The sequence below is a fragment of the Natronococcus sp. CG52 genome (genome assembly GCF_023913515.1).
Lineage (GTDB): Archaea > Halobacteriota > Halobacteria > Halobacteriales > Natrialbaceae > Natronococcus > Natronococcus zhouii.
In genome coordinates this window covers 2631934-2646907 of record NZ_CP099391.1, presented here as the reverse complement: position 1 = coordinate 2646907, position 14974 = coordinate 2631934, and the positions used below count along the sequence as shown (strand labels likewise).

Below are 14974 nucleotides of genomic sequence, written 5' to 3'. Positions count from 1 at the left end.
TTCTCGAGATCGAAAGACGGAATATCGGGACGGTGCTACCCTCGCACATGTCAACAAGGGTGTCCGAGTCGACGGGCTACGGTCCGAACAGCCAGATGTCCCTTTTCGGGTACATCGCCGCGGCGCTCGTCGTGATCGTTCTTCTCCCGGTGTTGCCGCTGTTCGTGATCGGCTGGCTCGTCTGGCGGGCCTTCTTCGTCGACGAAGAGGAACACAGCTTCGAGCGGTGGCGCCGCGAGTCCGGTCGTCGGCCGGGTGACTCCTGATCAGTCGCCCGCACTCGCCGCCTCGAGTCCCGAGGGCGGCGACCCCGGGAGTTCGTCTCGGTCGTGGGACGCGTCGAACGCCGGGTCGGGTCCGCGGGCGATAATCCGGTGCGGGTTCACGTCCGGATGGGTCGTGTAGTAGTGCTCCTTGATGTGGTCCACGTTTACCGTCCGTGCGACACCGGGCGTCTGGAAAAGATCCCGAAGGTACGGCCACAGGTGCTCGTACTCCCGGACGTACTGGACGTTACATATGAAGTGCGTGTGATAGACGTTGTCGAACCGGACGAGCGTCGTGAACATCGCGACGTCGGCCTCCGTGAGCCGATCGCCGGCGAGGTAGCGCTGGTCGCCCAGAACGTCGTCCCAGTGGTCGAGCGCCGCAAAGAGGTCGTCGACCGCCTCGTCGTACGGCCCCTGACTGGTCGCGAATCCGGCCCGGTAAACGCCGTTGTTGATCGGCTCGTAGATTTCGTCGATGATCCGGTCGACCTCCTCCCGGTACCCTTCGGGATAGAGATCGACGTCCCGCGAGGCGACCGAATCGAACTCGGTGTCGAGCATCCGCATGATCTCTTTCGACTCGTTGTTGACGATCGTGTCCTCGCGCTTGTCCCAGAGAACCGGCACGGTGACGCGGGCGGTGACGTCGGGGTCGGCCCGAACGTACAGTTCGCGCAGGTAGTCGGCGCCGTGAACGTGATCTCGCGTACAGTCCTCCTTGTCGGGCGTGAACTGCCAGCCGTCCTCGTCGCGGTACGGATCGACGACCGAGACGGAGATCGCGTCCTCGAGTCCCTTCAGCGCGCGCGTCACGAGCGTTCGGTGGGCCCACGGGCAGGCGTAAGAAACGTAGAGGTGGTAGCGGCCGGCCTCGGGCCGGAACTCCGCGTCGGGATCGTCGCGGACCCAGTCTCGGAACGTCGTCTCCTGACGTTCGAACGAACCGTCGTCGCCGGTCGTCTCGTACGCGTCTGTCCGCCACTCGCCGTCGACGAGCGTGTTCATACCCGATCGTACGCGCCGGACGGTGAAAGGCTCGTTCCTAACCCCAGTGTTACCGGCCGCGGGTCCCGTCAGCCGACCGCGTTCACGAGCCAGTACGCCGCCGTGAGCGCGATCAGGAGCGCGCTCTCGAGTCGGGTCACCCGTCGACCGGTCGCGAGCAACACCGTCACAGCGGCGGTCAGTACTGCCGGCCACGCCAGCCCGGGAATTACGGCCAGATCGACGGTCATCGACTGGACGAGCGCGGCGACGCCCAGAACGCCGACCCGCAGGCCGAGTACGGTGGCGACGAGAAGCGCGACCGAACCGACGAGCGGCGACACGCCTCATACCTTCGGCCGACCGGCGTAAAAATCCGGTTCGAGAGCGCGGCTGCGACGTGGTGGCGGCGCGCAAGCGGCTCGAGTAGGGCGAAGAAACCACATGTTAGACCGCCGTTAGATCCTCAGTCGACGTTCGGTAACATTTATCCGGTATAATTCGAGTATTACTGTCGTGTGCTACGATGAGTACTGACAACGGCGAGCCAGGTGAGTCGGATCCGAGTGAGTCGTTCACCCAGGGAACTGACGACGAGCCGCGAATAACGTTCTACGGCGGTCGAGGCATGAGCGCGATCCCGATCGGGTTCTTCATCGTCTGGGCGATCGCCCAGACCGCCCTCTGGCGGATCTCAGATACGGGCGGACTGGTCGTCGGTATCCTGGTCGGACTGATCCTCGGGATGTTCTTCGTTCGCGGAAACTGGAAAACCTACGCGAACACGATCTTCGAGGGGATGACCCAGCCTGTCGCGGTGACGGCGATCGTCGCCTGGATCTGGGCCGGGATGTTCGCCGAGATCCTACAGGACGGCGGATTCGTCGACGGTCTCGTCTGGCTGGCCGACGTCGGCGGGATCGGTGCGACGCTGTTCCCGGCGATCACGTTCGTCCTCGCAGCGCTGTTTACGACCGGGATCGGGACGGGATACGGCGCGGCGATCGCGTTCGTCACCCTGTTCTTCCCCGCGGGGATCCTGCTCGGAGCGAATCCCGTCCTGCTGTTCGGCGCGATCCTCTCGGGGGCGATCTTCGGCGATAACCTCGCACCCGTCAGCGACACGACGATCGTTAGTGCGGTTACGCAGGACTCCGACATCGGTGGCGTCGTCGCCTCGCGATTCAAGTACGTGATCGTCGCTGCGATCATCGCGTTCGTCGGCTACATCGTTGCCGGGCAGTTCATGGGCGGCCTCGAGATCGGCGGCGACGCCCAACAGATCCTGGTCGCCGAGAGCGAACCCGTCGGCCTGATCCACCTCGTTTCGATGGGGGTCGTGATCGGCGCAGCGATCGCCGGGCGCCACATCGTCGAGGCGATCTCGTGGGGAATCGTCGTCGCAGCAGCGTTCAGCCTCGTCCTGGGGCTGATGTCGTTCGGCGATATCGTCATGTTCAACGCACCCGAGGACGCGCCAGTGGCGGAGCCGCTCGAGTTCCTCCCGATTCTGACGATCGTCGAGGATCCCGACGCGGTCAGCGTCGGCGGGAGCCTGATCAACGGCGCGGCCGGCTTCTTCGAGCTGGCGATTCTCGTCCTGCTGATCATCGCCGCGGCACAGATCATGATCCGCGGCGGCGCGTTCCAGGCGATTCTCGACTGGTCGATCGAGAACCTCGCGACGAACGTTCGCAACGCCGAACTCACGATGGTCGGCTCCGCGGCGCTGATCAACGCCGTCATCACGATCAACACGGCCGCGGAGGTCGCGATCGGACCGTACATCTCGAAGATCGGCGAACGGTTCAACCTGAACGGCTACCGGCGGGCGAACATCCTGGACGCCCAGACGGCTGCTCTGGGCTACATCTTCCCGTGGTCCGGCGGCGTCCTCGCCGGTTATACGGCGATGCAGGACCTCCCCGGACAGTACGATTGGTTCAGCACCGATATGCTCGTGACGCCGATCGACGTCGTCCCGTTCGTCTTCCAGGGGTGGCTGCTGGTCGCCGTCTTCGTGGTGGCGGCACTCACCGGCTTCGGCCGCGAGTACATCATCGACCGCGAAAGTGAAGAGGTGGCACGAATATGAGCTTCCTGAAAAAGTACTTCAAAGGATGGCAGTTCCGCGACACGAGTCCGTCGCTCACCGAGGGCGACGTCTTCGACGTCTTCGTCGCAGAGTCGAACAGTAACAACGAAGGACACGTCTACATCGGTGACACCCACCTGGTCGTCAACGGTGCGGGTCCGGAGACGGTCGAAAAGCGCGTCCGCGTTCGGGTGACCGAGTTCGACAGCGCGACTGCGACCGGCCGCGGCGAGTTCCTCGAGATCGTCGGCGAGAGCTCCTACACCGGGTAACGGCTCGCCGTCCGCGCCTCGATCGAGGAACGCGATTTTAAGTACGCCGGGTGAGAGCACTCGCACACGACATATGGACGACGGGGACAGCCACCGTCAGAGTCGGCTCTTCACGGACGACGACGGCGAATTCGACGCCGAGCGCGCTCGAGACGAATCCCTGCCGGTCGAGGACGGCGACGTGATCGACACCGACCAGCTCGCCGACCACCAGCGGTACGTCGAGGGGCGAGGGATCTACGACGAGCGAAACCGGATCAACGACCTCACCGGCAAGGAGTGGAAGTACGCCACCAAGTCCGTCATCGCGGAGAGCTACCCGCCGGACGTCCAGCACGGTCTGCGGAGCGAACACGGGGGACAGAAGCCGCCGCGGCTCTGTGCGGAGCTGATCGGTCGATTCAGCACGGCCGACGACACCGTCCTCGATCCCTTCGCCGGCGTCGGCGGCACCTTGCTCGGCGCCAGCTTCTGCGAACACGAGGGGACCGGACTCCGCGAGGCGATCGGGTTCGAGCGCAACGAGCGCTGGGTCGAGCTCTACGGGGAAGTCCTCGAGTGCGAGAACGAGGAACGGCAGGCCCGCGAGGAGCCGCCGCTCGCCGAGCAGGAACTTCGCCGCGGCGACTGTGCCGACCTGATCGAGGACGTCCCCGACGACAGCGTCGACCTCCTGTTGACGGACGTCCCGTACTGGCACATGGACGAACTCGAGCAGACGCGAAACGAGCGCGAGACGCGCGAGAGCAAACTGGGCGCGTTCGACGCGGGCGAGGTTGCGGACGAAAACGAGACTGCGGACGGAGACGAAGCCGCGGGCAATACCGACGACGGTGAGACCGGGACGAAAGCCGAGTGGCTCGCCGACATGGCCGAGAAGTTCGACCGGTTCGCCGACGCGGTCACGCCGGACGGCCACGTGGTCGTCTTCATCGGCGACATGTACCGAGACCAGTCCTACGAGTTCCTCTCGGCGGATCTCGCGCAGGCGATCGAGTCGACCGCGCCGCTGACGCTCGCGGCGAACCTGGTCTGGTACGACCCGACGAAGGATCTCCACGTCTACGGCTACCCGTTCTCGTTCGTCCCCTCGATGGTCCACCAGAACGTTCTCGTTTTCCGACTCGAGGACGACGGCTAAACTGGTCTGACTCGCGTCATCCGGCCGTCTGACGCGGTTTTATCACGAACACCGTCGATGGAACTACTGGGCGCGAACTGGACGATACCCATCCCCCACTCCGGTCGCGCCCGTGCGCCACCTGCTCCATCCCCCTTTCTCACCGATCAGGCGGACGCGGGTAACAGCGACGCCCGAACGTCGTCGACGCTATCCGTTTCGGTGATGATGGCGACCTCGTCGCCGACGTCCAGTTCGGTTCCCGGAAGCGGAATCGTCAGCGACTCGCGAGCACGACCGTGCGCGTAGATCCGCGCGGATTCGGGTAACTCGAGTTCGCTCATCCGCTTTCCGACCGCGGGCGATCCCTCGCGAATCTCGAGGACGGTCAACTGGAGGTTCGTGGCGAGGTCGGCGACGACGTTGAAGTCGCCGCCGAGCATGGCCGTCTTCGCGCCCGCCGCGCCCAGCCGTTCGGGATAGATGATCTCGTCGACGTCCTCGGCGTACTTGTTGTAGATGTCCTCGCGGTAGTCCTCGTCGATCCGTAACACGGTCCGGCAGTCGTGGTGGTTGCCGACCATACAGGCCGCGAAGTTGGCGTTGAGGTCCGGCGTGAACGCACCGATCGCGTCCGCAGCGTCGATCCTCGCTTCGAGAAGCACCTCCTCGTCGGCGCCATCTCCCTGGACCGTCTCGAACCCGTCGGTCTGGGCGCGGTCGATCCGGTCGGGATCCTTCTCGACGACGACGGCGTCGTGTCCCTCTTCGGTCAGGATACGCGCCGTCCGCGATCCGACTCGGCCGTAACCCACGATGACAAACCTCATGCTTCCCAGGTATGCGCTCGGGGGACAAATACGTTCGTTCGACGCCGTCCGTCTCGAGGATCCGCGAACGGATCCGTCAGGCGCGTCGTTCGGCGTCTCTCGTCCGTGACCGAATCGCTCGAGGTGTATCCACGAACGTGCTCAAGATGCCTCGATCCGAGACGGGAACCTTTAACTAAGCAGTCTGGTTATGCTCGTACATCCAATATGGGGGCTTCCGACAGCATTGGAGACTACTTCGGATTCGACGAGCACGATACCGACTTACAGACAGAGATCATCGCCGGGGTAACGACGTTCCTGGCGATGGCGTACATCGTCGTGGTCAACCCGGCAATCCTGAGCCAGGCGATCCTCTGGAACCACGAGACGGGGGAGTTCCAGGGAGAGGCGCTGATCAACGGAACGGTCTACAGCGAGGGCGAGATCTTCCAGATGATCGCCGTCGTGACGATTCTCGCGTCGATCGCCGCGATCCTCGTGATGGCGCTCTACGCGAATCGCCCGTTCGGACTGGCGCCGGGGATGGGACTGAACGCGTTCTTCACGTTCACCGTCGTCGTCATCCTCGGCGTTCCGTGGCAACTCGCGCTCGCGGCCGTCTTCGTCGAAGGACTCATCTTCATCGCGCTCACCGCCGTCGGCGCGCGACGGTACGTCATCGAACTGTTCCCGGAGCCCGTCAAGTTCTCCGTCGGAGCGGGTATCGGTATTTTTCTGCTCTTTCTCGGACTGCAGGAGATCGAACTCGTCGTCCCGTACGACGCGACGCTCGTCACGCTCGGCAACGTGCTCCAGAGCCCGGTCGCCGCGCTCTCGCTTGCGGGTCTCGTCCTGACGCTGTTGCTGTACGCCCGCGGCCTGCGCGGCTCGATCATCATCGGCATCCTGACGACGGCCGCCGCCGGGTGGGGCCTCACGCTCGCGGGACTCGTTTCCCCCGGCGTACTCACACCCGAAGGGTCCTACGACAACGTCACGAACGAGGGGATCGTCTCGATGCTCACGTCCGTCCAGTACGACTTCACCCCGCTGTTCTGGGGATTCGTCGACGGACTGGGAATGATCACCGACGATCCGCTCGTCTTCGCGCTGGTCGTGTTCACGTTCTTCTTCGTCGACTTCTTCGACACCGCGGGGACGCTCATCGGCGTCTCCCAGATCGGCGGCTTCCTCGACGAACGGGGTGACTTGCCGAACATCGAGAAGCCCCTGATGGCCGACGCGGTCGGGACGACGGTCGGCGCGATGATCGGAACCTCGACGGTGACGACGTTCATCGAGTCATCGGCCGGCCTCGAGGAGGGCGGACGGACCGGCTTTACGGCGCTCGTCGTCGGCGGGATGTTCGCGCTCGCGTTGCTCGTCGTCCCGCTCATGCAGGCGATTCCCCAGTACGCCACCTACCTGGCGCTGATCGTCGTCGGGATCATCATGCTGCAGGGCGTCACCGACATCGACTGGCAGGATCCCGCCTGGGCGATCAGCGCCGGGCTGACGATCACGATCATGCCGCTGACGACGTCGATCGCGAACGGTCTCGCCGCCGGGATCATCAGCTACCCGCTGCTCAAGGCCGCGACGGGCGAACGCCGGGACGTCTCGCCCGGCCAGTGGGTACTGGCGCTCGCGTTCATCGTCTACTTCGTCGTCTACTTCTCGGTCGAGGCGGGGACCGTTACGTTCTGACTCCGCCCGCGGTTGCGGCAATTCGGTATCCTACCGGAGACCTCTTGGCCGTCTATCCGTTACTGGCCGCTATGGCTGACATCACGCTGTACGAACTCCCCGGCTGTCCGTACTGTGCGAAAGTCCGCACGAAACTCGACGATCTCGAGGTCGATTACGACGTGATCGAGGTGCCCCGCTCCCACGGGGACCGCACCGAGGTCGAGCGCGTCAGCGGCCAGACCGGCGTTCCGGTGATCACCGACGAGGCCGAGGGCGTCGAGGGGATGCACGAGAGCGAGGATATCGTCACGTATCTCGAGGAAACGTACGCCTGATCGTTCGACCGTAGCGCGTTTCGCGTCGCGATTCGTTTTCACTCCCAATCCTCTCGAGTTCTACCGCAACGAACGACGACGCTGTTCGGACCGCTGAGCGACGGCTCCTGACGATTCCTGCGTCTCCCTTTTTCACAGGAGTGTCGCCGCCGACTACCGTCGAACCGCCGGAGAGAATCAGGCTGCCTCTTCGTGTTCCGCGCGTTCCCGGATGACCGCCCGAAGGTCGTCCGCGTCGCGGAGTTCCTCGAGTTCGTCGCGCTCGACGAGTGCGGTGCCGTTGACGGCGTCGCGTTTCGCGCGGTCGACGATGTAGACCGACTGGGTTCGCGTCACGTGGCCGATCGAGCTCATGATCCGGGCGCGCTTCTCGGCGGCCTTCGTGAACTCGGAGTGACCGGTGAGAACGACGCCGCTGTCGTCCTCGTCCTCGCTGACCGCTTTGAACGGCGACCGAGCGGTCGGGTGAACCCGGTAACCGGCCCGGGTGAACACGGCGACGACTCGTTCGTCGGTCGGATCGGCCGCCGGATCGTCGGGCGTCGACTCGCTCTCGTGGACGTCGTCGGCGCCCTCGAGGACGTCGACGGGGCTCGTCAGCGGCGCGTCGAAGAGTTCCTGAAGCGCCATCGCGACCTCGACGGAGGCGTTCATCCCGTCCTCGTACTTCGAGACGGTCCGCCGCGAGACGCCGAGCTGACTCGCGAGCTGACCGAGGCTCAGGTCGCGGTCCTCGCGCTCGTCGGCGAGCAGGTCGCCGTCGATGTTGACGTAGAGGCCGCCGGGCGCGGCGTAGATCAGCGGCGGGACGTCCTCGATGAACAGGTTGTACGCCGTGTCGGGGCTGAAGACGGGGACGCCGTGTCGGAAGTAGACGACATCGGGTTTGAGGTCCTCGTCGCGGCTGCGGAGTCCGATAACGAGCGGGGTCGCCTGGAGGTAGGTTCCGAGGCGACGCATCTCGTGGCCGGTCTCCTCGTTGAACGCGTCGATGTTGCCGAGGATCTTCACGAGCAACAGATCCTCGTTGCGGCGTGCAGCGATATCGAAGCTCTTCGGTCGAATCGCACACCGGTCGCTGACCACGAACCCCGCGTCCTCCAGCATCGCGGTGACGTTGCCGACCAGTGCGGATCGGGACATACGGATACGTAAGTGATTCCAGCTATATGAGCGTTGTCCCCGCCTCGTCCGGGTGCAGGGTGGCGATTCGATCTGTTACCGCCAGTATACTTTTATAGCTGGCTTTGCCCGGACGCTCGTCCCGAAAGCGGTTACTCGCTCGCCCGGCAACCACCGACGATGACCGTCGTCGGCCTCGACGATACCGACTCCCGCGAGCGCGGGATGTGTACGACCTACGTCGCCGGAGAGATCGCCGAGCGGCTACGACGGACGGGAGCGTCCGTCTCGCGGCTGCTGCTCGTCCGACTCAACCCCGCGGTCGAGTACAAGACTCGCGGCAACGCCGCGCTGGCGATCCACACCGACTGCGACCCGGACCGCGCGTTCGCCGTCGCTCGCGAGCGCCTCGAGTCCCTCGCGGAGACGGCCGACGACCGGACGCATCCGGGACTGGTCGTCGCCGATCACGGGCCCGACGACGCACCGGACGACGTCCGCGCGTTCGCCCGCCGCGCGATCCGGACGCACCTCGAGCGCGCCGACGCGACGACGCTGATCGACCGTCACGGCTACCGCGCGTGGCACGCCGGCAACGGTCGCGGCCGGATCGGCGCCCTGGCCGCGATCGGCGCCTGGCGCGCCCTCGAGGACTGGACCGCCGAGCACATCTCCTACCGCGAACCCGAACGGTGGGGGACGCCGCGCGACATCGACCGCGACAGCGTCTTCGCCGCGGCGAACTGGGCGTATCCGACGGTCTGGGACACCGTCGACCGCGGCGAGGACGATTCCGTCTGCGTGCCGCACACGCCCGGTCCGATCCTGTACGGGATCAGGGGCGACGACGCGGACGCCGTCCGGGCCGTCGCGGACCGCATCGAGAGCGAACCCGTCGTCTCGAGCCAGCTATTCGTGACGAACCAGGGAACCGACGTCCACCTCCGGGACGGAACGCTCGAAACCGTTCGGGACGGCCACGCCTACCGCGTCGACGGCCGAGTCGCGAGCGATCCCGAGACCAGGCGGGGCGGCCACGTCTTCGTGACGCTCGAGGGCGAGGGGCCGCCGCTCGAGTGCGCCGCCTTCGAGCCGACGAAGCGGTTCCGCAACCGCGTGCGCGCCGTTCGCGTCGGCGACCGGATCACCGCCTGCGGCGAGGTGTCGCGGGGGACGCTCAAACTCGAGAAGCTAGCGATCCGTGACCTCGTGACGACCGAGCGCGTCACGCCGACCTGTCCCGACTGCGGGCGGACGATGAAGAGCGCCGGCCGGAACCAGGGCTATCGGTGTCGAGACTGCGGAACGAGCGCCGCGGAGAAGGCGACCGTCCCGCTCGAGCGCGACCTCGAGGAGGGCTGGTACGAGGTCCCTCCCTGTGCGCGCCGACACATCGCGAAACCGCTGGTTCGAGGCGGATTCGACGCGCCGACACATCCCGAACGGTAGCGGCCGCTTCACATCGGGACCCGATCCGTCGGCTGGTCCGTTCCGAGCCGTTTCCGGAGTTCCATGACCCTGCCGAGGTCGCCGCGGGAGACCGTTCCGATGGGGTCTCCGTCCTCGACGACGACGACCAGCGGCCCGTCCCGCATCGCCACAAGCACGTCGAAGGCGGGCATCGTCGGTTCGACGGTCGGGACGTCGGTGCTCATGACCGATCGGACGGTGGTCGACTCGTGACCGTCGCGGTCGACCCGTTTCAGACTCGAGAGCGTCACGAGACCGGCGATCTCGCCGTCGTCGAGAACGACGTACTCGCTCCGTCGGTCGCGGAGCATCCGGTCGGTGAAGTCGGCGACGGTGTCGTTGGCGCCGACGGTTCGAACCGACGCGTCCATCACGTTCGCTGCGGTTACGCCCGTGAGAAGTTCGTCGAGCATCGTCGTCCGCGACTCGGTCGTCGCCGTTCCGTAGACGAACAGCGCGATGAGAATCAGTACCGGGTTCCACGAGAGGACGCCGACGACTGCGAACAGCAACGCGAAGAACGTCCCGACGCGCGCGGCCGTTCGCGTCGCCTCGGCGTACGACCGCGAGCGAGCGAGCAGGGCCCTGAGGATGCGGCCGCCGTCCATCGGGAAGGCCGGGAGCATGTTGAAGATCGCGAGGACGACGTTGATGACGGCGAGCCAGCCGACGACGAACAGCACGACCGGGAGTCCGGCGGGAATCACCTGTAACAGGCCGACGAAGGCGACGCCGAGCAGCACGCTCGTGATCGGTCCCGCGATAGCGATCCAGAACTCTCGGTTCCACTCGCGGGGCATCGACTCGAGCGACGCGAGTCCGCCGAAGATCCAGAGCGTGATCGATCGGATACCGATTCCGTACCGGCGAGCCACGTACGCGTGGCCGAGTTCGTGAACGGCGACGCTGAAGAATAGACCGATCGCGGCCGCGGTCCCGATCAGCCACGGGTTCGCTCCCTCCTGTAGCACGTCGACGTCGAGTCCCGCCGGCGAGAGATCGTCGATGATCGCGGCGTACACGTCGATCTGACCGCTCGCAGCGATCAACCAGACGAGAACCGGGAGGAACACCACCAGGGAGATGTTGAGCTGAATCGGGATCCCCCAGACGCTCGTGATTCGGTAATTTCGCATGATGATCGCAGCAGAGGATCCGAATTCACTTTAGCCGTCGGTTTCTGCACCGCTCGTCGTGAGTTGTGACGTCGAACGGCGAACACGAGAAGAGCTGCGACAGCGAATCAGGGAACGTTGATCCCGCGACGAGCGAGGAACTCGCTGGCCTCCTTGATCTCGACCGGGCTCCCGATGATTCGGTAGTGGTCCTCGTCCTCCGGAAAGACGGTCACGGTAAACCGATCGTCGAGCTGCGGCTCGAGCCCCTCGACGGTTTCGCGGGGGAGCACGATCTGCGTGCTATCGCGCAGCTGCGACGGTTCCGGCATTCGTATATTCGAACGATCTTTCGCGCGCGGTATATGCGTGTCGAATTCTAACCATCATTGGTATCGGAACCGAGTGGTATCATCCGGTTCCGTTCGCGGGTCCGTATAGCACTTCCGAGTCGGCGACAGCCACCGCGACGGGGCGGGCTGCGGGGCCGCATGGAAAGTGTTTTTCGGTGCGACCGGTTGAATACAGACAAATGGGGCTCGAGGACGAGATCGACGAGATCGAGGAGGAAATCGCCAATACGCCCTACAACAAGTCAACCGAGGCGCACATCGGTCGGCTGAAGTCCAAGCTCGCGGAGAAGAAGGAGAAACTCGAAAACCAGAGTTCGTCGGGCGGCGGAACCGGCTACTCCGTCGAGAAACACGGCGACGCGACCGTCGCGCTGGTCGGATTTCCCAGCGTCGGCAAGTCGTCACTGCTGAACTCGCTGACCAACGCCGAGAGCGAGACGGGCTCCTACGAGTTCACGACGCTGGACGTCAACCCCGGCATGCTCAGTCACCGGGGGGCGAACATCCAGCTGTTGGACGTACCTGGGCTGATCGAAGGCGCAGCATCGGGGAAAGGCGACGGTCAACAGGTGCTCGCAGTGGTCAGGAACGCCGACCTGATCATCTTCATGCTGTCGGTGTTCGAGATCGACCAGTACGACCGCTTGCAGGAGGAGCTGTACGACATCAACATCCGCGTCGACCGGGAACCGCCTCGGGTGACGGTGCGGCCGAAAATCAAAGACGGCATCAAGATCACCTCGAGCACGGAGCAGGAGTTAGACGAGGAGACGATTTCCGACGTGCTTCGCGACCAGGGGTACGTCAACGCCGATCTGAACCTGCAGGAAACCGTCACTATCGACCGGTTGATCGACGGACTGATGGAGAACCGCGAGTACATCCCGTCGATCACCTGCGTGAACAAGGTCGACCTCATCGACACCGATTACAAGGAGAAGGTCGACGACCAGCTCCGCGAGCGCGACCTCGACCCCGAGGACGTCACGTTCATCAGCGCCGAGAAGGAGAAGGGGCTCGAGGCGCTCAAGGACCGAATCTGGGATAACCTGGACCTGATCCGGGTCTACATGGACAAGCCGGGCCGAGGGATCGACTGGGAGGAACCGCTCGTCGTCGAGTCCGGAACGACCATCGGCGAGGCGGTCGAGAAACTCGGCGGCGAGATGGAAGAGCGGTTCCGCTTCGCCCGCGTCAGCGGCCCCAGCGCGACCCACGACGAACAGCAGGTCGGAAAGGATCACGTGCTCGAGGACGAGGACGTGCTGAAGCTGATCCTGCGGCGGTAGCGACCTCGCTGGACGAGTTCTCGAGACCGGATCTTCGACCGACCGTCTCCACCGGGACCGTCCTGACAGACGCCGTGACGGGTGACCACCACCCGTCGGTGACGGGGTCGTTCGGGGTTGCCTCCGTTCCGGAACAGTTTCCGAACACGACAGTATTTATACTGAGCTGTATCGAACAGTAGCACATGTCCGAGTTCGGTGTACTCTCGCTTCTGCCACCGTTGCTAGCGATCGCCCTGGCGATCATTACACGAAAAGCAGTGCTGTCGCTGTTCCTCGGTATCTGGTCCGGGGGCATCCTGTACGCCGGCGGCCCCGATCCGCTCGCGGATCCGACGGGCTGGCTCGGCGACGTCGCTGCGTCCGGCTTCGGCCTGGTTACGACGTTCGACTGGATCGTGGCGGCGATCATCGCCGACGAGGGCTTTCACGCACAGATCCTGCTGTTCACCCTGTTGCTCGGCTCGGGCGTCGCCATGATCTGGAACCTCGGCGGCTCCTACGCCGTCCGGGACTGGGCGCTCTCGAAGATCGAGACCCCGCGCGGGGCGGGAGCGGCCGCCTGGCTGCTCGGTATCCTGATGTTCTTCGACGACTACGCCAACACGGCCATCGTCGGGAGCGCGATGAAAGACGTCTCCGACCAGCTCCGGATCTCCCGCGAGAAGCTGTCGTACATCGTCGACTCGACCGCGGCGCCGGTGGCGACGCTCGCGATCTCGTCGTGGGTCGCGTTTCAGCTCGGTCTCATCGCCGACGCCTACAACGACCTCGGACTGGAGGAGCATCCCTCGGCGTTCGAGGTCTTCCTCAACTCCATCCCGTACAACATGTACGCCATCCTCGCCATCGTGATGGTGGCGATCATCGTCGCCACCCGACGGGACTACGGCGAGATGCTCGACGCCGAGCACCGCTCCTGGCGCACCGGAAAGGTCTACCGCGGGGACGCCCAGCCGATGCAGGACGTCGAGGCCGATCTCGGCGCTCCATCGGCTGCGAACCCCCGACTGGTGAACTTCTTCGTACCGGTCGCCGTGCTCATCGTCGTCACGCTGGGCGCGGCCCTGTTGACGGGCTACGAGCCCGGGGCGACTCTGTTCGAGACGGTCACGGAGGCCGACTACGCGACGGCGCTGATCTACGGCTCGTTCGCGATGGTCGTCTCGGGGTTCATCCTCGGGAAGGTCTACGACATCTTCGACTTCGGCGAGGCGACGGATACGACGATCGACGGCTTCGGCATCATGCTCACCGCCGTCTCCATCCTCGTGCTCGCGTGGGGGATCGGCGAGGTCGTCTCGGCCCTCGAGACGGGCGACTACGTCGCCGACTTCGTGGGCGATCAGCTCCCCGCGTCGGTGCTACCGGCGGTCGTCCTGCTGACGGCGGCGTTCATCGCGTTCTCGACCGGGACCTCCTGGGGGACGATGGCGATCCTGACGCCGATCGTGATCCCGGTCGCCTGGGGGCTCACGAACGACCACACGATGGTCGCCGCGGTCGTCGGTACGATCTTCTCCGGAGCTATCTTCGGCGACCACACCTCCCCCATCTCGGACACGTCGGTGCTGTCCTCGACGTTTACCGGTGCAGACCTCATCGATCACGTCAGGACGCAGCTCTACTACGCGGTCACGGTCGGCATCGTGACGATCGCACTGCTGCTCGTGTGGGGCGTCTTCCGGATCACGCCGCTGATCCTTCTGCCGGTCGGCGCGCTCACCCTGGTCGGCCTCGTCTACGCGCTCTCCGAGTTCGACGCCCGGCGCAAGGGGATCGAACCGGTGGCGGTGAACGCCGAACAGGAGAACACGGACGGCCCGGTGAAACCCGCCGTGGAATCGACCGCCGCGTCCGAGTCCGGTGAATCAGCGGCAGAATCGGATTCGGGTGCGGGCTCGAGCGATCTCGGCGACGAACCGACGGACGACACCAGGTAAGCGACGGCCGTTTCGTCCCGAACGGAGCGTGGCGGAACTGGCGCGGGCGCTCGACGAATCGGCCGGCTTCCACAAGCTTTTGCGCCGGGCCACCGTTTTCTCACGT

The 14974-nt window shown here is 65.0% G+C and carries 15 protein-coding genes; 9 read left to right on the top strand and 6 right to left on the bottom strand.

Annotated features, from left to right (window positions below; genetic code table 11):
• Window positions 1-47: 47 nt before the first annotated feature.
• Entirely contained in the window at window positions 48-266 is a 219-nt protein-coding gene (locus NED97_RS13325) for a DUF7535 family protein (protein ID WP_252487513.1), read from the top strand.
• Here NED97_RS13325 and NED97_RS13320 read toward each other — a convergent pair whose 3' ends face one another.
• Both NED97_RS13320 and NED97_RS13315 read right to left on the bottom strand, forming a co-directional pair.
• The gene (locus NED97_RS13320; RefSeq protein ID WP_252487512.1) at window positions 267-1274 is read right to left on the bottom strand and encodes a glutathione S-transferase family protein; all 1008 of its coding nucleotides are present in this window, start codon (window positions 1272-1274) and stop codon (window positions 267-269) included.
• A gap of 68 nt (window positions 1275-1342) precedes the next feature.
• Complete coding sequence (locus tag NED97_RS13315; protein WP_252487511.1) at window positions 1343-1597, bottom strand: hypothetical protein; 255 nt, start codon at window positions 1595-1597, stop codon at window positions 1343-1345.
• 182 nt (window positions 1598-1779) lie between these two features.
• Between NED97_RS13315 and NED97_RS13310 the strand changes: the two genes are divergently transcribed.
• From NED97_RS13310 to NED97_RS13300, 3 genes are all read left to right on the top strand, one after another.
• Window positions 1780-3348, top strand: coding sequence for a Na+/H+ antiporter NhaC family protein (locus tag NED97_RS13310; protein ID WP_252487510.1), 1569 nt, complete (start codon window positions 1780-1782; stop codon window positions 3346-3348).
• A complete protein-coding gene (locus tag NED97_RS13305) occupies window positions 3345-3620 on the top strand; it encodes a DUF7513 family protein (RefSeq protein WP_252487509.1) in 276 nt (91 codons plus the stop codon). Before NED97_RS13310 ends, NED97_RS13305 begins: the two co-directional genes overlap by 4 nt.
• Before the next feature lie 73 nt (window positions 3621-3693).
• Window positions 3694-4761, top strand: a complete 1068-nt coding sequence (locus NED97_RS13300; protein ID WP_252487508.1) for a DNA methyltransferase — start codon at window positions 3694-3696, stop codon at window positions 4759-4761.
• A 146-nt stretch (window positions 4762-4907) separates the two neighbouring features.
• Here the strand turns inward: NED97_RS13300 and NED97_RS13295 are convergent, their stop codons facing one another.
• Complete coding sequence (locus tag NED97_RS13295) at window positions 4908-5570, bottom strand: potassium channel family protein (protein ID WP_252487507.1); 663 nt, start codon at window positions 5568-5570, stop codon at window positions 4908-4910.
• Window positions 5571-5777: 207 nt separating this feature from the next.
• Between NED97_RS13295 and NED97_RS13290 the strand changes: the two genes are divergently transcribed.
• Entirely contained in the window at window positions 5778-7259 is a 1482-nt protein-coding gene (locus NED97_RS13290) for an NCS2 family permease (protein ID WP_252487506.1), read from the top strand.
• A gap of 71 nt (window positions 7260-7330) precedes the next feature.
• Window positions 7331-7576 (top strand): glutathione S-transferase N-terminal domain-containing protein, encoded by a 246-nt coding sequence (locus NED97_RS13285; protein WP_252487505.1) that lies wholly within the window; start codon window positions 7331-7333, stop codon window positions 7574-7576.
• A 177-nt stretch (window positions 7577-7753) separates the two neighbouring features.
• On the opposite strand, the gene NED97_RS13280 is transcribed toward NED97_RS13285, so the two are convergent.
• Window positions 7754-8719, bottom strand: a complete 966-nt coding sequence (locus NED97_RS13280) for a transcriptional regulator (RefSeq protein WP_252487504.1) — start codon at window positions 8717-8719, stop codon at window positions 7754-7756.
• Between the two features lie 159 nt (window positions 8720-8878).
• Between NED97_RS13280 and NED97_RS13275 the strand changes: the two genes are divergently transcribed.
• A complete protein-coding gene (locus tag NED97_RS13275) occupies window positions 8879-10147 on the top strand; it encodes a tRNA(Ile)(2)-agmatinylcytidine synthase (RefSeq protein WP_252487503.1) in 1269 nt (422 codons plus the stop codon).
• A gap of 8 nt (window positions 10148-10155) precedes the next feature.
• On the opposite strand, the gene NED97_RS13270 is transcribed toward NED97_RS13275, so the two are convergent.
• Window positions 10156-11304: a site-2 protease family protein gene (locus NED97_RS13270; protein WP_252487502.1), complete on the bottom strand. Its 1149-nt coding sequence runs from the start codon at window positions 11302-11304 to the stop codon at window positions 10156-10158.
• Window positions 11305-11411: 107 nt separating this feature from the next.
• A complete protein-coding gene (locus NED97_RS13265) occupies window positions 11412-11615 on the bottom strand; it encodes a VNG_1110C family protein (protein WP_252487501.1) in 204 nt (67 codons plus the stop codon).
• A 200-nt stretch (window positions 11616-11815) separates the two neighbouring features.
• Here NED97_RS13265 and NED97_RS13260 point away from each other — a divergent pair, with 200 nt between their 5' ends.
• Both NED97_RS13260 and NED97_RS13255 read left to right on the top strand, forming a co-directional pair.
• Window positions 11816-12925, top strand: coding sequence for an OBG GTPase family GTP-binding protein (locus NED97_RS13260; protein WP_252487500.1), 1110 nt, complete (start codon window positions 11816-11818; stop codon window positions 12923-12925).
• A 185-nt stretch (window positions 12926-13110) separates the two neighbouring features.
• Entirely contained in the window at window positions 13111-14868 is a 1758-nt protein-coding gene (locus NED97_RS13255; protein WP_252487499.1) for a Na+/H+ antiporter NhaC family protein, read from the top strand.
• Window positions 14869-14974 lie beyond the last annotated feature (106 nt).

Coding starts and splice junctions, on each gene's coding strand:
- NED97_RS13270 (WP_252487502.1), bottom strand. CDS start 11,304: ATGCGAAATTACCGAATCACGAGCGTCTGGGGGATCCCGATTCAGCTC.
- NED97_RS13295 (WP_252487507.1), bottom strand. CDS start 5,570: ATGAGGTTTGTCATCGTGGGTTACGGCCGAGTCGGATCGCGGACGGCG.
- NED97_RS13260 (WP_252487500.1), top strand. CDS start 11,816: ATGGGGCTCGAGGACGAGATCGACGAGATCGAGGAGGAAATCGCCAAT.
- NED97_RS13285 (WP_252487505.1), top strand. CDS start 7,331: ATGGCTGACATCACGCTGTACGAACTCCCCGGCTGTCCGTACTGTGCG.
- NED97_RS13280 (WP_252487504.1), bottom strand. CDS start 8,719: ATGTCCCGATCCGCACTGGTCGGCAACGTCACCGCGATGCTGGAGGAC.
- NED97_RS13290 (WP_252487506.1), top strand. CDS start 5,778: ATGGGGGCTTCCGACAGCATTGGAGACTACTTCGGATTCGACGAGCAC.
- NED97_RS13320 (WP_252487512.1), bottom strand. CDS start 1,274: ATGAACACGCTCGTCGACGGCGAGTGGCGGACAGACGCGTACGAGACG.
- NED97_RS13275 (WP_252487503.1), top strand. CDS start 8,879: ATGACCGTCGTCGGCCTCGACGATACCGACTCCCGCGAGCGCGGGATG.
- NED97_RS13265 (WP_252487501.1), bottom strand. CDS start 11,615: ATGCCGGAACCGTCGCAGCTGCGCGATAGCACGCAGATCGTGCTCCCC.
- NED97_RS13310 (WP_252487510.1), top strand. CDS start 1,780: ATGAGTACTGACAACGGCGAGCCAGGTGAGTCGGATCCGAGTGAGTCG.
- NED97_RS13255 (WP_252487499.1), top strand. CDS start 13,111: ATGTCCGAGTTCGGTGTACTCTCGCTTCTGCCACCGTTGCTAGCGATC.
- NED97_RS13325 (WP_252487513.1), top strand. CDS start 48: ATGTCAACAAGGGTGTCCGAGTCGACGGGCTACGGTCCGAACAGCCAG.
- NED97_RS13305 (WP_252487509.1), top strand. CDS start 3,345: ATGAGCTTCCTGAAAAAGTACTTCAAAGGATGGCAGTTCCGCGACACG.
- NED97_RS13300 (WP_252487508.1), top strand. CDS start 3,694: ATGGACGACGGGGACAGCCACCGTCAGAGTCGGCTCTTCACGGACGAC.